This is a genomic window from Stenotrophomonas sp. KH_036_B (assembly GCF_057839485.1).
In genome coordinates this window covers 53,825-68,435 of sequence record NZ_CM174491.1, presented here as the reverse complement: position 1 = coordinate 68,435, position 14,611 = coordinate 53,825, and the positions used below count along the sequence as shown (strand labels likewise).

Here is a 14,611-nt window from a genome sequence, read left to right as displayed (position 1 = left end):
GGCGGAGTCCTCAGAGGGTCAGGTCATTGCGCAGGATCGCGCCCAGGCCGAAGCATTCGCGGCGGCTCTGGTTGTGGCTGAGCGGCTCGGCACCCTTCGTGCGCGCCTTGTCGGTGAACAGCACGCTGCCGGCCGCCTTCTGGCTGCTGCATTCCAGAAAACCATCGGAACAGCTGTTCAACCAGTTCTGGGTCAGTTCCAGGCCGACGTTCTGCGCATAGCCACCGCAGTAGCTGTTGCTGTCCCACACCGCCGATTCCACATCCGAGCCCACCACCGCGCGGAACGGCTTCGGAAGTGCCGGGCGGCCGGCGGTGCCGTACAGGTTCTGCGCGTTGTAGGTGGCCATCCAGCCCACCTGCTGCATGCGCACCGCATCGTTCTGGTAACCCAGCAGCCAACCCACCGACGCCTCGAACGCATTGCCGTTGAGCACTGCATCGGCGAGCGGCGTCCCTGCGGAGGACGGGGCCAGTGCGGTGACCTTGCTGATGGTCTGGATCAGCGTCGGGTAGCGGCTGTCGTAGGTGGGATTGGACAGAATCCAGCGCACCACGTTGCCGCCGTTGGAATGGGTGATGACCACCAGCTTGGTGATGCCCTTGCTGTTGATGAAGGTGGTGAGCTGCCCGGCCAGGCAACCGGCCGCCTCGGGCTTCCACATGTACTGCTCGAAATCGCAATTGATCACGGTGTAGTTGGCGCTGTTGGGCAGCCCCTGGCGCACCGTGTCGATGATCGCGGGCTGCCAGTAATCGGTGCGGGCATCGGTCTGCTTGCCGGTGCCGTGTACGAACGCCACCCCCACCACATCGGCGGCGTGCGCGTTGCCACAGGCCAGCATCACGCCCAAGGCCAGGGCAGCGCCCCTCCCCACTAAGTTGCTTTGCATCCTTGTGTCTCCCTTTGGTCAGCCGGGCGTGGCCCCGCTCTACCGGTGATCCCCCTGATTGCCGGCGCTTCCTCGTGCCATGGGCCTCATCTATCCAGATCCGTGTGACAAGTGATCGCGCCGAAGGAGAAGCTATGCCGGCTGGACATCGCATTCCGTGAACCAGTAGAGGGTTCCTGTCATTTGAAAGGACTCCCAGTCGCGCGCTGCAGTGCGTCATGCCGGGTCTGGCGGAATGACCTGTGGCGGCTGGCAGGCCCATGCGAAGCTGCGATCATGCAGGGCTTACCGCTTTCGAGACCCGCCGATGCATGCCCCCGCCCCCTGCCTGATGCGCCCCCTGCTGACCGCCGCCCTGGTGGCGGCCCTGGCCGGCTGTACGACAGTGGCACCGCTGGCCACGCCGGTGGAGGCATCGGTGGTGACGAAGGCGGTGGGCTACCTGCCGGCAGACGCCGTTCCGGACAGCCTGGCGCTGGTGCCGGCCCCGCCGGCGGCAGGCTCGGCCGGTTTCGCGCTGGACGAGCAGGTGAGCCGCGAGGCACGCGCGCTGCGCGGCACCCCGCGGTTCGCCCAGGCGCAGCGCGATGCGGAGCTGGGCTTCCCGGAAGGCGCCAGGCAGTTTTCCTGTGCGATCGGGCTGGATGTCGACGCGCAGAAGACCCCGGTGCTGTACCGCCTGCTGGAACGCAGCCGCATCGACGCCAGCGCCGCCACGCGCAGCGCCAAGCACCAGTACCAGCGCGCGCGGCCGTTCATGGTCAATGACGAACCCACCTGCACGCCCGACGACGAGGAGGACCTGCGCAAGAACGGCTCGTATCCGTCCGGTCACACCTCGATCGGCTGGGCATGGGCGCTGATCCTGTCGGAGATCGCGCCGGACCGTGCCGATGCCATCCAGGCCCGCGGCCGCAACTACGGCGAAAGCCGGCTGGTGTGCAACGTGCACTGGCAGAGCGACATCCTGGAAGGCCGCTTCATGGGCGCGGCGGCGGTGGCGCGGTTGCACGACAATGCGGCGTTCAACCGCGACCTGCTGGCCGCACGCAGGGAAATCGCGGCAGCCCGGAAGGCGGGCGCAACGGTCAACCGCGATTGCGCGGCCGAGGAAACGGTACTGAAGACCCGACCCGCCAGCGCGCTCTGATGCAGGGACGTCCGGTGTTCATGACATCACACACAAAAAACGGCGCGGATGTCTCCGCGCCGTTTTCGTTTCAACCCATTGCACGCGACATCAGAACTTCGCGGTGAACTCCACGCCAACCGTACGCGGCTCGTTGAGGAAGCCGGTCAGGTTGTTGAAGTCGATCGCGCCGACCACGCGGGTCTGGTTGGTCAGGTTGCGACCAAACACCGCCACGTCGTACTGGCCGTAGTCCCAGTTGTAGCCCAGGCGCAGGCCGCCTTCCAGCGACGAGCGGCTGCGGAACTCCGGCGACTCGTACAGGAAGAAGTTGACCGGGCCGCGATACGCCCAATCGGTGTAGACGTACAGCTCGCTGGCATCGTTGAGCGGGAAGCCGGCGCGCAGGGTCAGGTTGTGGATCCACTTCGGCGCCTGCGGCAGCGGGTTGCCGTTGACCAGCGCGTAGGTGCCGCCGTTGATGACCGTGGTCGGGTCGGTGATGGTGCAGCCGCCACCGCAGATCGCCACCGCCAGGTCGCGGTCCTTGATCTCGGTGTCGTTGTAGCTGCTGCCCAGGGTCAGCAGGACGTGGTCGGTCAGGTAGGCCTCGAAGTCCAGCTCCGCGCCCTGGCCGATGGTCTTGTCGGCATTGAGCAGCGTGGCGGTATTGTTGCTGCCGCCCACCGCGATCAGCTGCTGGCCGTCGACGTTGTAACGGAAGATGTTGAAGCCCAGGCGCGCGCGGCGATCGAACAGGTCGGCCTTGATGCCGATTTCATACGAGATCACCTTCTCCGAATCGGCCTGCGACACGCCACCGAAGGCCAGGCGGCCCTGGATCGACGGCGCGCGGAAGCCCTTGGCCACGCGTGCATACGTGTTGACGTTGTCGGTGATCTGGTAAACGCCGCTCAGATCCCAGCTGACGTCGTTGACATCGGTGTTGGCCACGTACGGACCGCTGACCGGCGTACCACCCGGTACGGCCTGCAGGACACTGGCGGTGAAGTCCTTCTTGTCCTGCGTGTAGCGCAGGCCGCCGCGCAGCTTGAACTTTTCGGTGACGTCGAAGTCACCCGAGGCGAACGCCGCCCAGGCCTTGTTGCGCTGGCTCTGCACGGCATGGCCGGTCTGCGGATTGCCGGGGGTCAGCGAGTCGTAGTTGAAGCTGTCGATGGTGACGTCTTCATCGAAGTAGAACACGCCGGCCTGCCAGTCGAAGCGACCCCATTCGTTGGATTCCACGCGGAATTCCTGGGTCCACTGGCGGTGGTTGGGCAGGCCATCGGCGGACTCGGACGGGAACGGAATGAAGCCCGGGCCGTAGTTGCCGGCACCCAGGAAGCTGGCGCCGTAGCCACCGTCGATGTCGCCGTGGTTGAGCGATTCGGCGGTCTCATAGCCGGTGATCGAATGCAGGGTGACGCTGCCCAGGTTCCACTGCAGCCGCGCGCTGCCGCCCCAGGTCTCCAGTTCGGAGAAGTTCACGCCATCGTTGGAGACCGAATCGCGGTCGAAGTTCTCCACCAGGGCATTGCTGCCCGGCTGGATGATGTTGGCGCGGAACAGGCGCGCGGTGCCGTTGAGCTTGCGCTTGTGCAGGTTGAACAGCGCTTCGAACGCATCGCCTTCGTACAGGAACTGCACGCGGCCAGCGGCTTCGTCGTAGCCTTCAAAGCCTTCCGCCGGCGCATTCGGGCGGGTGTTGTCGACGTAGTTGTCGCGGCGCTGGTACAGCGCCGACACGCGTGCCGACCAGCGGTCGGTCAACGGACCACCGTAGGCGGCCTGCGTGTTCCAGGTGTCGTAGGTGCCGTAGGACACCTTGACGTAGCCATCGGCGTCCTGCGACGGACGGGCCGAATCGAACTTCACCACGCCGGCCGGGGTGTTGCGGCCAAACAGCGTTCCCTGCGGGCCGCGCAGCACTTCCACGCCGGCCAGGTCGAACAGCGGGAAGCCCTTCAGCAGCGGGCTTTCCTGCACCACATCGTCATACACCAGCGATACCGGCTGCGAGGCATTGAGGTCGAAGTCGGTGTTGCCCAGGCCGCGGATGTAGAAGCGCGGGAAGGCTCGGCCGTACGACGATTCAATGTTCAGGCTGGGCACGCGCGCGGACAGGAACCGGATGTCGTCGCCGGCCGAACCAAGCACATCGAGCTTCTCGCCCTGGATGGCCGAGATCGACACGGGCACGTCCTTGGCGTTCTCGACGCGACGCTGTGCGGTCACCTGCAGGGTATCGAGCGCAACCGGGTCCTTGGCGGCGGGGGCGTCCTGGGCTGCGGCCGTCAATGGCAGCAGGGCGGCAAGAGCGAGAACGAGGGGATGCACGGACGGGTGACGGCCGTGGGCAGTGCGGTTCGGGAACATGGCGATTAGGCTGTGTTGGGAGGGGTGGTGGACCGGCGCTACCAGACAATTGTTGCAGTACAACAACAGCGTCGCAAATACGGATCCTTCATTACCAAGATCCGGGCCCGCAGATGTGAAGGAAGAGCATCGGCGCCGGTTGACGTATCCGGTAGTGCCGGCCGCTGGCCGGCAACCTCGCATAACCGACCCGCTCGTGGTTGCCGGCCAGCGGCCGGCACTACCCGGTATGCTATCGCCCATTCACTTTCCGCCAATCCCATGACCGCCTTCCGCCGCACCCGTCTTACGCTGTCCGTTGCCCTGCTCGGCCTGCTGGCTGGCTGCGGCGGTGATCCCGTCCGCCCGACCCCGCCGCCGGTGGCCACACCCGTGGCGGCGGCCAAGCCGGTGAAGATCGGCATCGCGCTCGGCGGCGGTGCGGCCAAGGGCTTTGCCCATATCGGCGTGATCAAGATGCTGGAAGCCAACGGCTTCGAGCCGGTGGTGGTGTCCGGCACCAGCGCCGGCAGCGTGGTTGGGGCCCTCTATGCCAGCGGCATGGACGCCTTCCAGATGCAGACCAAGGCGGTGGCGCTGGACGAGGCGAGCATCCGCGACGTGCGGCTGTTCTCCGGCGGCCTGGTGCAGGGCCAGAAGCTGCAGGACTACGTCAACGCACAGGTCGGCAACCGGCCGGCCGAGAAGCTCAGCAAGCCCTTTGCCGCCGTGGCCACCAACCTGGACACTGGCGACCGTGCGGTCTTCGTGCGCGGCAATGTCGGCCAGGCCGTGCGCGCCTCCAGCAGCATTCCCGGCGTGTTCGAGCCGGTGAAGATCGGCAGCAACCTGTTCGTCGATGGCGGCGTGGTGAGCCCAGTGCCGGTGGACGCGGCGCGCCAGCTGGGCGCCGACTTCGTCATTGCCGTGGATATCTCCAGCAAGGCCAGCGGCAAGTCGCCGACCGGCATGCTGGGCATCGTCAACCAGTCGATCTCGATCATGGGCCAGCGCCTGGGCGAGCAGGAACTGGCGCGCGCGGACATCATCATCCGCCCCAAGGTGCTGGACATCGGCGCGGCTGATTTCAGCCAGCGTGGATACGCGATCCTGGAGGGCGAGAAGGCCGCGATGGCGGCCATGCCGCAGATCCGCGCGAAGATCCAGCAGCTGCAGCGCGCCCGCGCCGCCGCCGTGGCCCCGCCGCCGCCGAAGCCGAAGTGCGATGAACCCTCGCGCGTAGGCAAGCTGATGGGCCGCAAGGAAAAGTGCGAGGGCTGAGCGCCCGGGCGATGGCCGACGGGATGGCTGACCCTCCCAGTCGGCCAGCCGCCCCGCCCCGTCAGCGCTGCGCCGCTACTCGAGCTGCTTCAACGGCAACGCCCTGAAATCCTTCACCGTGCGCAGCACGAAGCTGGAATTCACATCCGCCACGCCGGCCGCGTTGAGCAGCTTGTCGAGCAGGAAGCTGGAGAAATGCTCCAGGTCGCGCACATAGATGTGCAACAGGTAATCCATGTCGCCGGTAAGCGCATGGCAGGCCACTACTTCATCCCACTCCACCACGCTGTCGGCGAATACGCCGATGGCGTGCTGGTCGTGCTTTTCCAGCTGCACGCGGACGAACGCCTGCAGGCCCAGGCCGATCCGGCGCGGCTCCAGCCGGGCGCCGTAGCCGGCAATCACGCCCTCGCTCTCCAGCCGCTGTACCCGCCGCAGGCAGGCCGACGGTGACAGGTTCACCCGCGCCGCCAATTCCGCATTGGTCGCGCGGCCATGTTGCTGGATCTCCGCCAGAAGACGCAGATCCGTGCGGTCGAACTGGGCATCTCCGGACATTGCTGCTCCGCAACATTGATTGGACGCAACGATATTGCGCCAATCCAGCATATCCGTGCAACTTTGCAATCCTCTTGCGCGCGCCCTGCCCTAGCATCAAGGGATGACTTCCCAGGAGCCCGCCTCGATGGATACCGCCACCGCCCCCCGCCGCGTCGAACACCAGCAGACCGACAAGGGCTACGTGCCGGTGTATACCACCGCCGTGGTGGAACAACCCTGGGCCAGCTACACCGCCGACGACCACGCCACCTGGAGCACGCTGTACCAGCGCCAGCGCGAGCTGCTGGAAGGTCGGGCCAGCAGGGAGTTCCTGCAGGCGCAGGACGAGATGGGCATGAGCGCGCACATGATTCCGCGCTTCGACCAGCTCAACGAAGTACTGGGCGCGGCCACCGGCTGGACCCTCGTGGGCGTGGAAGGGCTGCTGCCGGAGCTGGACTTCTTCGACCACCTGGCCAACCGCCGCTTCCCAGTGACCTGGTGGATCCGCCGCCCCGACCAGATCGACTACATCGCCGAGCCGGACATGTTCCACGACCTGTTCGGGCACGTACCGCTGCTGATGAACCCGGTGTTCGCCGACTACATGGCCGCGTACGGCCGCGGTGGCGTCAAGGCGCATGCGATTGGCCCGGAGGCGCTGCAGCACCTCACCCGCCTGTACTGGTACACGGTGGAGTTCGGCCTGATCAACACGCCGGAAGGGCTGCGCATCTACGGCGCGGGCATCGTCTCGTCCAAGGGCGAATCGCTGTACTCGCTGGAATCGGCGGCACCCAACCGGATCGGCTTCGACCTGGAGCGGATCATGCGTACCCGCTACCGCATCGACACCTTCCAGAAGACCTACTTCGTCATCGACAGCTACGAGCAGTTGATGGAATCGACCGCGCCGGACTTCACCCCGATCTACGCCGCGCTGGAAGCGAAGGACCACCTCCCCGCCGGTGACGTGCAGGACGGCGACCGCGTGTTCCAGAAGGGCACCGGAGAAGGCTGGGCGGACGGCGGCGACGTTTGACGTCGTTCGCTGACGCAATTCACCGGGCCTTTTGAAGTTTAGGCACCTAACCTTCAAAAGCCTCAGACGCTTTTGAAGGTTAGCGTCAGTAGAGCCGGGCCCTGCCCGGCTGCGCCTTCACCGCGGGTACGCCAGCAGCACCACCAGATCCTGCTCCCCCACCTGCTGCAGCGCATGCAGGCTGCCTACCCGGGTCAGCAGCGCATCGCCGGCGGCTACGTCGTACTGCTTCCCATCCAGCACGTAGCTGCCCCGCCCGCTGACGATGTAGTAGATCTCGTCCTTGTGCTGCGGGTGCAGGCCGATGCCCGCGCCCTTGTGCAGCACGCGCTTGCGCAGCACGAACGGCAGGTCCTTGTCGTCGGCGAAGAACGGGTACGCCGTGGTCGGGCCCGCGCCGCCGTGGGGCCCGGGCTGGGGGATGGCGATATCGCGTTCGTGGACCACGCGCGAGGGTTTGGCCGGGTCGCTGCCCTGCCCTGCGGGCTGGCTCACGTCGCAGTCGATGTCGCGCTTCAACGCCGGTTTCAGTTCGGGCGTCAGCGCCACCCAGTCGCGCACCACCAGACAGGCCACGGCGGTGGCACCGGCCACGCTGAAGTGGGTGCCGTCGGCCTTGTTCTGTTCGGGCACGAACAGGAAATAGGGCTTGGCGCCCTGCTCGCCCAGCGCGCGGATCCAGCGGGTGGAGCTGGCGTTGAGATCGATCAGCGCCACCTGTTCGCGTCCGGCCAGCTGCTTCACCGTCTGGGTATACAGCCCATGCGTGTCCAGCAGCGACCCGAAGTCGTACAGCAGCCGCGCCACCGGCGTGATCAATACCGGCGTGGCGCGCTTGTCGCGGGCCAGCTGCACATAGCGCATCAGGTACTGCGGGTAGGCCGTGGCCGGATCGTTGTAGCGCGTGGGGTCTTCGAACTTGGCGTCGTTGTGGCCGAACTGGATCAGCAGCACATCACCCGGACGTATCTCGGCGGCGATGGCGTCGAGGCGCTTTTCCTCGATGAAACTGCGCGCGCTGCGTCCGCCCTTGGCGTGGTTGCGCACCTCCCACACGGCCGGGTCGAGGTAGCTCTGCAATGCCTGGCCCCAGCCGGCCTGCGGTGCGCGTTCCGGGCCGTATTCGGCGGCGGTGGAGTCCCCCGCGATGAAGACGCGGTGCGGTGCGGCATGCGCGGTGCCGGCCGCAAACAACAGCAGAAACGGGAGCAAGACGCGGTGCATGTTCGGGCTCCTGCAGAAGGCGGCCGGCCAACGGCCGGCGCTACCGTTTGGACATTTCCCGGCACGTACCGACCACCGGTCGGTACCTACCGCACTCCCATCGGACGGTAGGTATCGACCGTTGGTCGATACCCGCACGTCATCTCGCCAGCCAACCACCATCCACCGGAATGACCGAGCCGTTGACGTAGTCCGACGCGCTGGACGCCAGGAACACCGCCGTACCGGCCAGGTCTTCCGGCGTGCCCCAACGGCCGGCCGGAATGCGGTCGAGGATGGACTTGTTGCGGTCCTCATCGGCGCGCAGCGCGGCGGTGTTGTCGGTGGCCATGTAGCCCGGGGCGATCGCGTTGACGTTGATGCCCTTGCCTGCCCATTCGTTGGCCAGCAGGCGGGTGATGCCGGCGATGCCGCTCTTGCTCGCGGTGTACGACGGCACGCGGATACCGCCCTGGAAGGACAGCATCGATGCGATGTTGATGATCTTGCCGCGGCCCTGTGCGATGAAGTGGCGGCCGGCGGCCTGCGAGATGAAGAACGCGGACTTGATGTTGACGTTCATGACGTCATCCCAGTCCTGCTCGCTGAAGTCCACCGCGTCGGCGCGACGGATCAGGCCGGCGTTGTTGACCAGGATGTCCAGGCCACCGAGGCCTTCCACGGTTTCACGCACGACGCGCTCGACCGGCTCGATGCTGATCAGGTTCGCTTCGATCGCCAGGCAGCGACGGCCCAGCGAGGTGATCTTGGCGATCGTCTCGGTGGGCGGCTGGATGCCGGCCACGGCGACGTCGGCACCGGCCTGCGCCAATGCCACGGCGATGCCCTGGCCCAGGCCGGTGTTGCCACCGGTGACGAGGGCGATCTTGCCTTCCAGACTGAACGGATTAGCCATTGCGGGTACGGTCCTTATCCAATGCGGAACAGGCGCCGCCCGCCCGGGGCGGGCGGCGCGTGAGGGTCACTTGAGCTGGCAGATGTCCAGCACGTGCATGTCGGTGTAATCCAGGTTTTCGCCGCCCATCGCCCAGATGAAGGCGTAGTTGCTGGTGCCGGCGCCCATGTGGATCGACCACGGCGGGGACACCACCGCTTCGTTGTTCTGGATCACGATGTGGCGCTGCGCGTCCGGCTCGCCCATGAAGTGGTACACGCGGTCGTTCTGGCCCAGGTCGAAGTAGAAATAGACTTCGCTGCGGCGGTCGTGCAGGTGCGGCGGCATGGTGTTCCAGACGCTGCCCGGCTTGAGCACGGTCAGGCCCAGCAGCAGCTGCGAGGACTGGCAGGTGGCCGGCACGATGTACTGGTAGATGGTGCGCTCGTTGCTGGTTTCCAGCGCGCCGCGCTCCAGGGCCACGGCATCCTTGATCGACAGCGCCTTGGTCTCGAAGCGCGCATGCGCCGGGGTCGAGGCCAGGTAGAACTGCGCCGGGGTGGCGGCGTCATCGGAAGCGAACACCACATCGGTGCTGCCCATGGCCACGTACAGGCCGTCCTTCGGACCGAGCGTGTACACGGTGCCATCGACGGTGACGGTGCCGCTGCCGGCGCCGACATTGATCACGCCCAGCTCGCGACGCTCCAGGAACGCATGGCCGGCGGCCGAGGCCGGCTCGGTCTGCTTCGGCAGCGCCACCGGACCGGTGACCGGGGCCGCACCACCGAGCACGAAGCGCTCGTAGTGGGTGTACTTCAGGGTCACCGCGTCGGCATTGAACAGGCCGTCGAGCAGGTACAGCTCGCGCAGGTCGTCATTGCTGGCGCCCTTGATGGCGTCGGGATGGGTGGCGTAATGAGTCTTGCAGTACATGGCGTCTCCAGAGCAGGGGTGGGCCGACGGGGCGGCCCCGGCGCGATTCCCCCTCATTCTAGCCAAGTGGGAAACCGGTGTCATTTTGCAGTGCACCGTGGTGCGGGCGGGCCCGGCACGACGTGGCGTCGGGTTTCGGGGCGAAGGCGTCGCGGCCTGCGGGCGCGACCTACCGGACTGACCCCGAGCGAGGAGTCGCGGCCTGCGGGCGCGACCTACAGGATTAACCCCGAGAGAGGAGTCGCGGCCTGCGGGCGCGACCTACAGGACTGCCGCCTTCGGCGTCAGTCCTCCGGCGGTTGGCAGGAATCGCGCACGATCAGGTGCGGGCGCACACTGGCGATCTGCAGCGCGGCCTGGCCATCGGGCTGGATCAGCATCGCTGCCGCCGTGCGCCCGGTGTCGCGGGTGTGGCGGCGCACCGAGGTGAGCGACGGCCACAGGCGCGAGGCCAGCGGGCTGTCGTCGTAGCCGATGATCGACAGCTGGCGCGGGATGTTGATGCCCGCGCGCAGGGCGACCTTGTAGATGCCGGCGGCCATTTCGTCGTTGCCGGTGAAGATGGCGGTCGGGCGCTGCTTGCCCAGCAGCAGCTTCTCGGCGGCGGCCACGCCGGATTCGAAGGTGTACCCGGCCTCCACGATGCGCGCCGGCGGCAGCTCGATGCCGCGCTGGGCGAGGGCGTCGATGAAGCCGGCGGTGCGCTCGTGCGCGGAACGGTAGGCGCTGGGGCCGGTGACCAGCGCGATGTCGCGATGGCCCAGCGACAGCAGGTAGTCGGCGGCTTCGGCCGCACCGTCGCGGTCGTGGGTGACCACCATCTGCGAGGTGTCATCCAGCGGCAGCGAGGCGATGCGGGTGAAGCGGCAGCCGATCTCGTCCAGCATGTCCACCAGCGCCTGGTCTTCCGATGCACGCGGCACCAGGATCACCCCGTGCAGCTTCTGCTGCTGCACGAAACGGCGCACGCCCTCGATGTAGCCGGGGCTGCGCGAATCACAGGGGTGCACCACCAGTTCGAAGCTGGAGCCGCGCAGCGCGTCCAGCGCGCCGTACTGCATGTCCACGATGTACTGCGCGGTGGGGTTGTCGTACACCATGCCGATCAGGAACGAGCGCCGGAACGCCAGTCCGCGCGCGAGCGGGTCGGGTGTATAGCCCACCTCGCGCATCAGCGCCTCGACCTTGTCGCGGGTGTCCTTGCGCACCAGTGGCGAGTTGTTGATGATCCGCGACACCGTTTTCTTGGATACGCCCGACAGCCGCGCGATGTCATTGATCGTGGCGGCCTTGCCCTTGGTCAACCCGTGCGGTGCAGGGTCGGTCTTGGTGCGCAGTGACATGTGTTCAAACCGAAATAGGTCGAAGGAGTCTACCGGCCGCTCAATCGAGGGCGCGGTAGCGGAACTGGCGGAAGCGCACCTTGCCGTCGCCGGCGGCGTACAGGGCCGGCTTCAGGGCGAGGAACTTCCCGGCCACATTGTGATGGTAGCCGGAGACTTCCATCTGAACCGGGTACTTCTGCCAGGTTTTGCCGTCGGTACTGGTGTGGATGGTGACGATGTGCCGGTTATTGGTCACCCGCAGCCACAGCCTGCCGCCCTTGGCACTGGGCGCCAGCTGGGTGGGGCGCTCCTCGCCGTAGCGGTGCATGATGAACTTCTCGCCATTGCTGCCCACGCCCACGTACAGCTTGTCGCTGTAGAACAGCAGGGCGCCGCCGACCGCGCCGGGCTCGATGTCCATTTCGACCTCGAACTGGTACGCCTGGTCACCGGCAATGGCCGTCAGCGGCGAACTGTCGCGCGGGGCCTGGCCCTTGCCCTGCAGCAGCAGACCCTCACCGCTGAAGTCCAGGCGGCGGTATTCATCCTGGGTCGGATTGAAGAATGACCACTGCGCGCCCAGCGTCGGCCCCGCGAAATCGTCCGACAGCGCCATGCCGTGCGGGCCCACCGAGTCACCGGACGGTTTGGCCAGCGGCTGCCCCAGGTCGCCGCCCTTGGCGACGAACCAACCGTCGTCGGTCCACTCGATCGGCTCCAGCAGCGCCTGGCGGCCCAGCGTCCAATAGCCGTTTTCATAGCCGTGGTAGATCATCCACCAACGCCCATCGGTGCCTTCCACCACGGTGGCGTGGCCGCGCGACCACCACGGCTCGGCGGCGGATTTCGTGCGCGTGATCGGGTTGTTCGGCGCGTTCACCCACGGCCCATGGATCGAGCGCGAGCGCGCGGTGATCACCATGTGCCCGGTCGGCGGCCCGGCGGTACCGCCCACGGCCGTGGTCATGTAGTACCAGCCGTTGTGGAAATTGATCTTCGGGCCTTCCTGCGCGTACGCCTCCACGTCCCAGCTTTCGGGGTACTTCCAGCCGTCGTACACGTGCTTGGGCTTGCCCACCACGCTCAGGCCGTCGTCGGCCAGCTGCACATAGGCCCCACCACTGAGGAACAGGTAGCGCTTGCCGTCTTCGCCCACCGCGTGGCCCGGGTCGATGTAGCCGCCCAGGCCGATGTCGATCGGCTCGCTCCACGGCCCACGGATGCTGTCGGACCAGACCACGAAGTTGCTGCGGGTCTCGCCGGTGCGCGCCGGGAAGTAGATGTAGTAACGGCCCTCGTGCTTGACGATGTCCGGTGCCCAGATCGCGCCGACGTTCTTCGTGATCGCGTGGCCCATCGGCTGCCAGTTGACCAGGTCGCGTGAATGCCAGATCGGCAGGCCCGGGTAGGCATCGAACGAGGACAGAGTGAGGTAGTAGTCGTCGCCGTCCTTGAGCACGGACGGGTCCGGCCGATCACCGGCGAACACCGGGTTGAGGAAGGTGCCGTTGCCCAGGTCGGCCTGGCGCTGGTTTTCGATGCCGCGCTTCCAGGCGGTGGCGGGCGCATCGGCGGCGTGCAGCGTGCCGGCAAGCAACAGGCCAGCGGTGGCCAGCCCGGCCAGCAGGGTCTTCTTTCGCATACGGTGTCTCCCTTGTTCGGTGCAGGACCCGCCCATGCCGGCGGGTCCACGTCAGCGATGGCGGCACGGGGCCGCCGCGCGGTCAGGCGCGCAGCAGCGCCGGCAGCCACAGCGACAGCTGCGGGAAGAAGGTCACGATGATCAGCACACCCAGCGCCGCGAACCAGAACGGCCAGATCGAGCGCATGCTCTCACCCACGCTGATCTTGCCGATCGCCGTGCCGATGAACAGCACCGAGCCCACCGGCGGGGTCACCAGACCCAGGCCGCCGGTCAGCACCAGCACCAGCCCGAAGTGGATCGGGTCGATGCCGTAGGCCTTGGCCACCGGCAGGAAGATCGGCGTGCAGATCAGGATCATCGGCGCCAGGTCCATGAAGGTGCCCAGCAGCAACAGCATGATCACGATCATCAGCAGCACCATGAACTGGCTGTGCGCGAACGACTGCAGGAAGTCCACTGCCGCCGTCGGCACCTGCAGGAAGGCCAGCAGCCAGCCGAACACCGCGGCGGTGGCGATCACGAACAGGATCACGCCGGTGCTGCGTGCCGCATGCGTCACCGTGGCCAGGAACTCGCGCCAGTTGAGCTGGCGGTACAGCACCGTCGTGACCAGCAACGCGTACACCACGGCGATGGCCGCGCTCTCCACCGCAGTGAAGATGCCCGCACGGATACCGACGAAGATCAACGCCACCAGGCCCAGGCCGGGCAGGGCGGACACCATGCGCATCAGCACCGCGCGCCAGCCCGGGAACACTTCCACGCCGTAGCCGCGACGCCGCGCCACCACGTAGCCGGTGACCATCAGCGCCACGGTCATCAGCAGCGCCGGCACGATGCCCGCCGCGAACAGGTCGGCGATGGACAGCCCGCCACCGGCGGCGGCCGAGAACAGGATGAGGTTGTGCGAGGGCGGCACCAGCAACGCAACCAGTGCGGCGGTGATGCTCACGTTGACTGCGAAATCGCGGTCGTAGCCGCGCTTGACCATCTGCGGAATCATCGTGCCGCCGACCGCCGACACGTCGGCGATCGCCGAACCGGACACGCCGCCGAAGAACAGCGAGGACAGGATCGACACCTGGCCCAGGCCGCCGCGCATGCGCCCCACCAGCGACGAGGCCAGCGAGATCAGGCGTTCGGAGATGCCGCCGCGCATCATGATTTCACCGGCGAAGATGAACAATGGAATGGCGATCAACGAGGCCGAACCGGTGCCGGCCGAGATCTGCTGGACCAGCACCAGGGTGGGCAGGTCCAGATACCAGAGCGTGGCCAGGGCGGCGGCGGCGAGGGCGTAGGCCACCGGCACGCCGAGCAGCAGCAGCACTGCAAAGACAGTGAAAAGAATCGTAATACCCATGG

Annotated in this window: 12 protein-coding genes; 3 read left to right on the top strand and 9 right to left on the bottom strand. The window is 66.8% G+C overall.

Annotated elements, in window-relative coordinates:
• Nucleotides 1–10 precede the first annotated feature (10 nt).
• Nucleotides 11–892: a lipase family protein gene (locus tag AC3ITN_RS00280; protein ID WP_313345193.1), complete on the bottom strand. Its 882-nt coding sequence runs from the start codon at nucleotides 890–892 to the stop codon at nucleotides 11–13.
• 307 nt (nucleotides 893–1,199) lie between these two features.
• On the opposite strand from AC3ITN_RS00280, the gene AC3ITN_RS00275 reads away from it, so the two are divergent.
• Nucleotides 1,200–2,042 (top strand): acid phosphatase, encoded by an 843-nt coding sequence (locus tag AC3ITN_RS00275; protein ID WP_489391656.1) that lies wholly within the window; start codon nucleotides 1,200–1,202, stop codon nucleotides 2,040–2,042.
• Between the two features lie 90 nt (nucleotides 2,043–2,132).
• On the opposite strand, the gene AC3ITN_RS00270 is transcribed toward AC3ITN_RS00275, so the two are convergent.
• On the bottom strand, nucleotides 2,133–4,400 hold the full coding sequence (locus AC3ITN_RS00270; RefSeq protein ID WP_489391655.1) for a TonB-dependent receptor: 2,268 nt from the start codon (nucleotides 4,398–4,400) through the stop codon (nucleotides 2,133–2,135).
• A gap of 261 nt (nucleotides 4,401–4,661) precedes the next feature.
• Between AC3ITN_RS00270 and AC3ITN_RS00265 the strand changes: the two genes are divergently transcribed.
• Nucleotides 4,662–5,660: a patatin-like phospholipase family protein gene (locus AC3ITN_RS00265; RefSeq protein WP_313345184.1), complete on the top strand. Its 999-nt coding sequence runs from the start codon at nucleotides 4,662–4,664 to the stop codon at nucleotides 5,658–5,660.
• A gap of 75 nt (nucleotides 5,661–5,735) precedes the next feature.
• On the opposite strand, the gene AC3ITN_RS00260 is transcribed toward AC3ITN_RS00265, so the two are convergent.
• Nucleotides 5,736–6,218: an Lrp/AsnC family transcriptional regulator gene (locus AC3ITN_RS00260; RefSeq protein WP_313345182.1), complete on the bottom strand. Its 483-nt coding sequence runs from the start codon at nucleotides 6,216–6,218 to the stop codon at nucleotides 5,736–5,738.
• 127 nt (nucleotides 6,219–6,345) lie between these two features.
• Here AC3ITN_RS00260 and phhA point away from each other — a divergent pair, with 127 nt between their 5' ends.
• The gene (phhA, locus tag AC3ITN_RS00255) at nucleotides 6,346–7,242 is read left to right on the top strand and encodes a phenylalanine 4-monooxygenase (protein WP_313345180.1); all 897 of its coding nucleotides are present in this window, start codon (nucleotides 6,346–6,348) and stop codon (nucleotides 7,240–7,242) included.
• A 117-nt stretch (nucleotides 7,243–7,359) separates the two neighbouring features.
• Here phhA and AC3ITN_RS00250 read toward each other — a convergent pair whose 3' ends face one another.
• From AC3ITN_RS00250 to AC3ITN_RS00225, 6 genes are all read right to left on the bottom strand, one after another.
• Nucleotides 7,360–8,466 carry a GDSL-type esterase/lipase family protein gene (locus AC3ITN_RS00250; RefSeq protein WP_489391654.1) on the bottom strand — a complete coding sequence of 369 codons (1,107 nt, stop codon included), beginning with the start codon at nucleotides 8,464–8,466 and terminating at the stop codon, nucleotides 7,360–7,362.
• Nucleotides 8,467–8,605: 139 nt separating this feature from the next.
• On the bottom strand, nucleotides 8,606–9,361 hold the full coding sequence (gene kduD, locus AC3ITN_RS00245) for a 2-dehydro-3-deoxy-D-gluconate 5-dehydrogenase KduD (RefSeq protein ID WP_313345174.1): 756 nt from the start codon (nucleotides 9,359–9,361) through the stop codon (nucleotides 8,606–8,608).
• 66 nt (nucleotides 9,362–9,427) lie between these two features.
• Entirely contained in the window at nucleotides 9,428–10,276 is an 849-nt protein-coding gene (kduI, locus tag AC3ITN_RS00240) for a 5-dehydro-4-deoxy-D-glucuronate isomerase (RefSeq protein WP_313345171.1), read from the bottom strand.
• A 284-nt stretch (nucleotides 10,277–10,560) separates the two neighbouring features.
• On the bottom strand, nucleotides 10,561–11,619 hold the full coding sequence (locus tag AC3ITN_RS00235) for a LacI family DNA-binding transcriptional regulator (RefSeq protein ID WP_313345168.1): 1,059 nt from the start codon (nucleotides 11,617–11,619) through the stop codon (nucleotides 10,561–10,563).
• A gap of 40 nt (nucleotides 11,620–11,659) precedes the next feature.
• Entirely contained in the window at nucleotides 11,660–13,243 is a 1,584-nt protein-coding gene (locus AC3ITN_RS00230; RefSeq protein WP_489391653.1) for a family 43 glycosylhydrolase, read from the bottom strand.
• 82 nt (nucleotides 13,244–13,325) lie between these two features.
• A complete protein-coding gene (locus tag AC3ITN_RS00225; protein WP_313345166.1) occupies nucleotides 13,326–14,609 on the bottom strand; it encodes a TRAP transporter large permease in 1,284 nt (427 codons plus the stop codon).
• Between the last annotated feature and the right edge of the window lie 2 nt (nucleotides 14,610–14,611).

What these genes read in the sequence shown, in the direction of transcription:
- AC3ITN_RS00280 (WP_313345193.1), bottom strand. Translation starts at nt 892, where the DNA reads ATGCAAAGCAACTTAGTGGGGAGGGGCGCTGCCCTGGCCTTGGGCGTG.
- AC3ITN_RS00275 (WP_489391656.1), top strand. Translation starts at nt 1,200, where the DNA reads ATGCATGCCCCCGCCCCCTGCCTGATGCGCCCCCTGCTGACCGCCGCC.
- AC3ITN_RS00270 (WP_489391655.1), bottom strand. Translation starts at nt 4,400, where the DNA reads ATGTTCCCGAACCGCACTGCCCACGGCCGTCACCCGTCCGTGCATCCC.
- AC3ITN_RS00265 (WP_313345184.1), top strand. Translation starts at nt 4,662, where the DNA reads ATGACCGCCTTCCGCCGCACCCGTCTTACGCTGTCCGTTGCCCTGCTC.
- AC3ITN_RS00260 (WP_313345182.1), bottom strand. Translation starts at nt 6,218, where the DNA reads ATGTCCGGAGATGCCCAGTTCGACCGCACGGATCTGCGTCTTCTGGCG.
- phhA (WP_313345180.1), top strand. Translation starts at nt 6,346, where the DNA reads ATGGATACCGCCACCGCCCCCCGCCGCGTCGAACACCAGCAGACCGAC.
- AC3ITN_RS00250 (WP_489391654.1), bottom strand. Translation starts at nt 8,466, where the DNA reads ATGCACCGCGTCTTGCTCCCGTTTCTGCTGTTGTTTGCGGCCGGCACC.
- kduD (WP_313345174.1), bottom strand. Translation starts at nt 9,361, where the DNA reads ATGGCTAATCCGTTCAGTCTGGAAGGCAAGATCGCCCTCGTCACCGGT.
- kduI (WP_313345171.1), bottom strand. Translation starts at nt 10,276, where the DNA reads ATGTACTGCAAGACTCATTACGCCACCCATCCCGACGCCATCAAGGGC.
- AC3ITN_RS00235 (WP_313345168.1), bottom strand. Translation starts at nt 11,619, where the DNA reads ATGTCACTGCGCACCAAGACCGACCCTGCACCGCACGGGTTGACCAAG.
- AC3ITN_RS00230 (WP_489391653.1), bottom strand. Translation starts at nt 13,243, where the DNA reads ATGCGAAAGAAGACCCTGCTGGCCGGGCTGGCCACCGCTGGCCTGTTG.
- AC3ITN_RS00225 (WP_313345166.1), bottom strand. Translation starts at nt 14,609, where the DNA reads ATGGGTATTACGATTCTTTTCACTGTCTTTGCAGTGCTGCTGCTGCTC.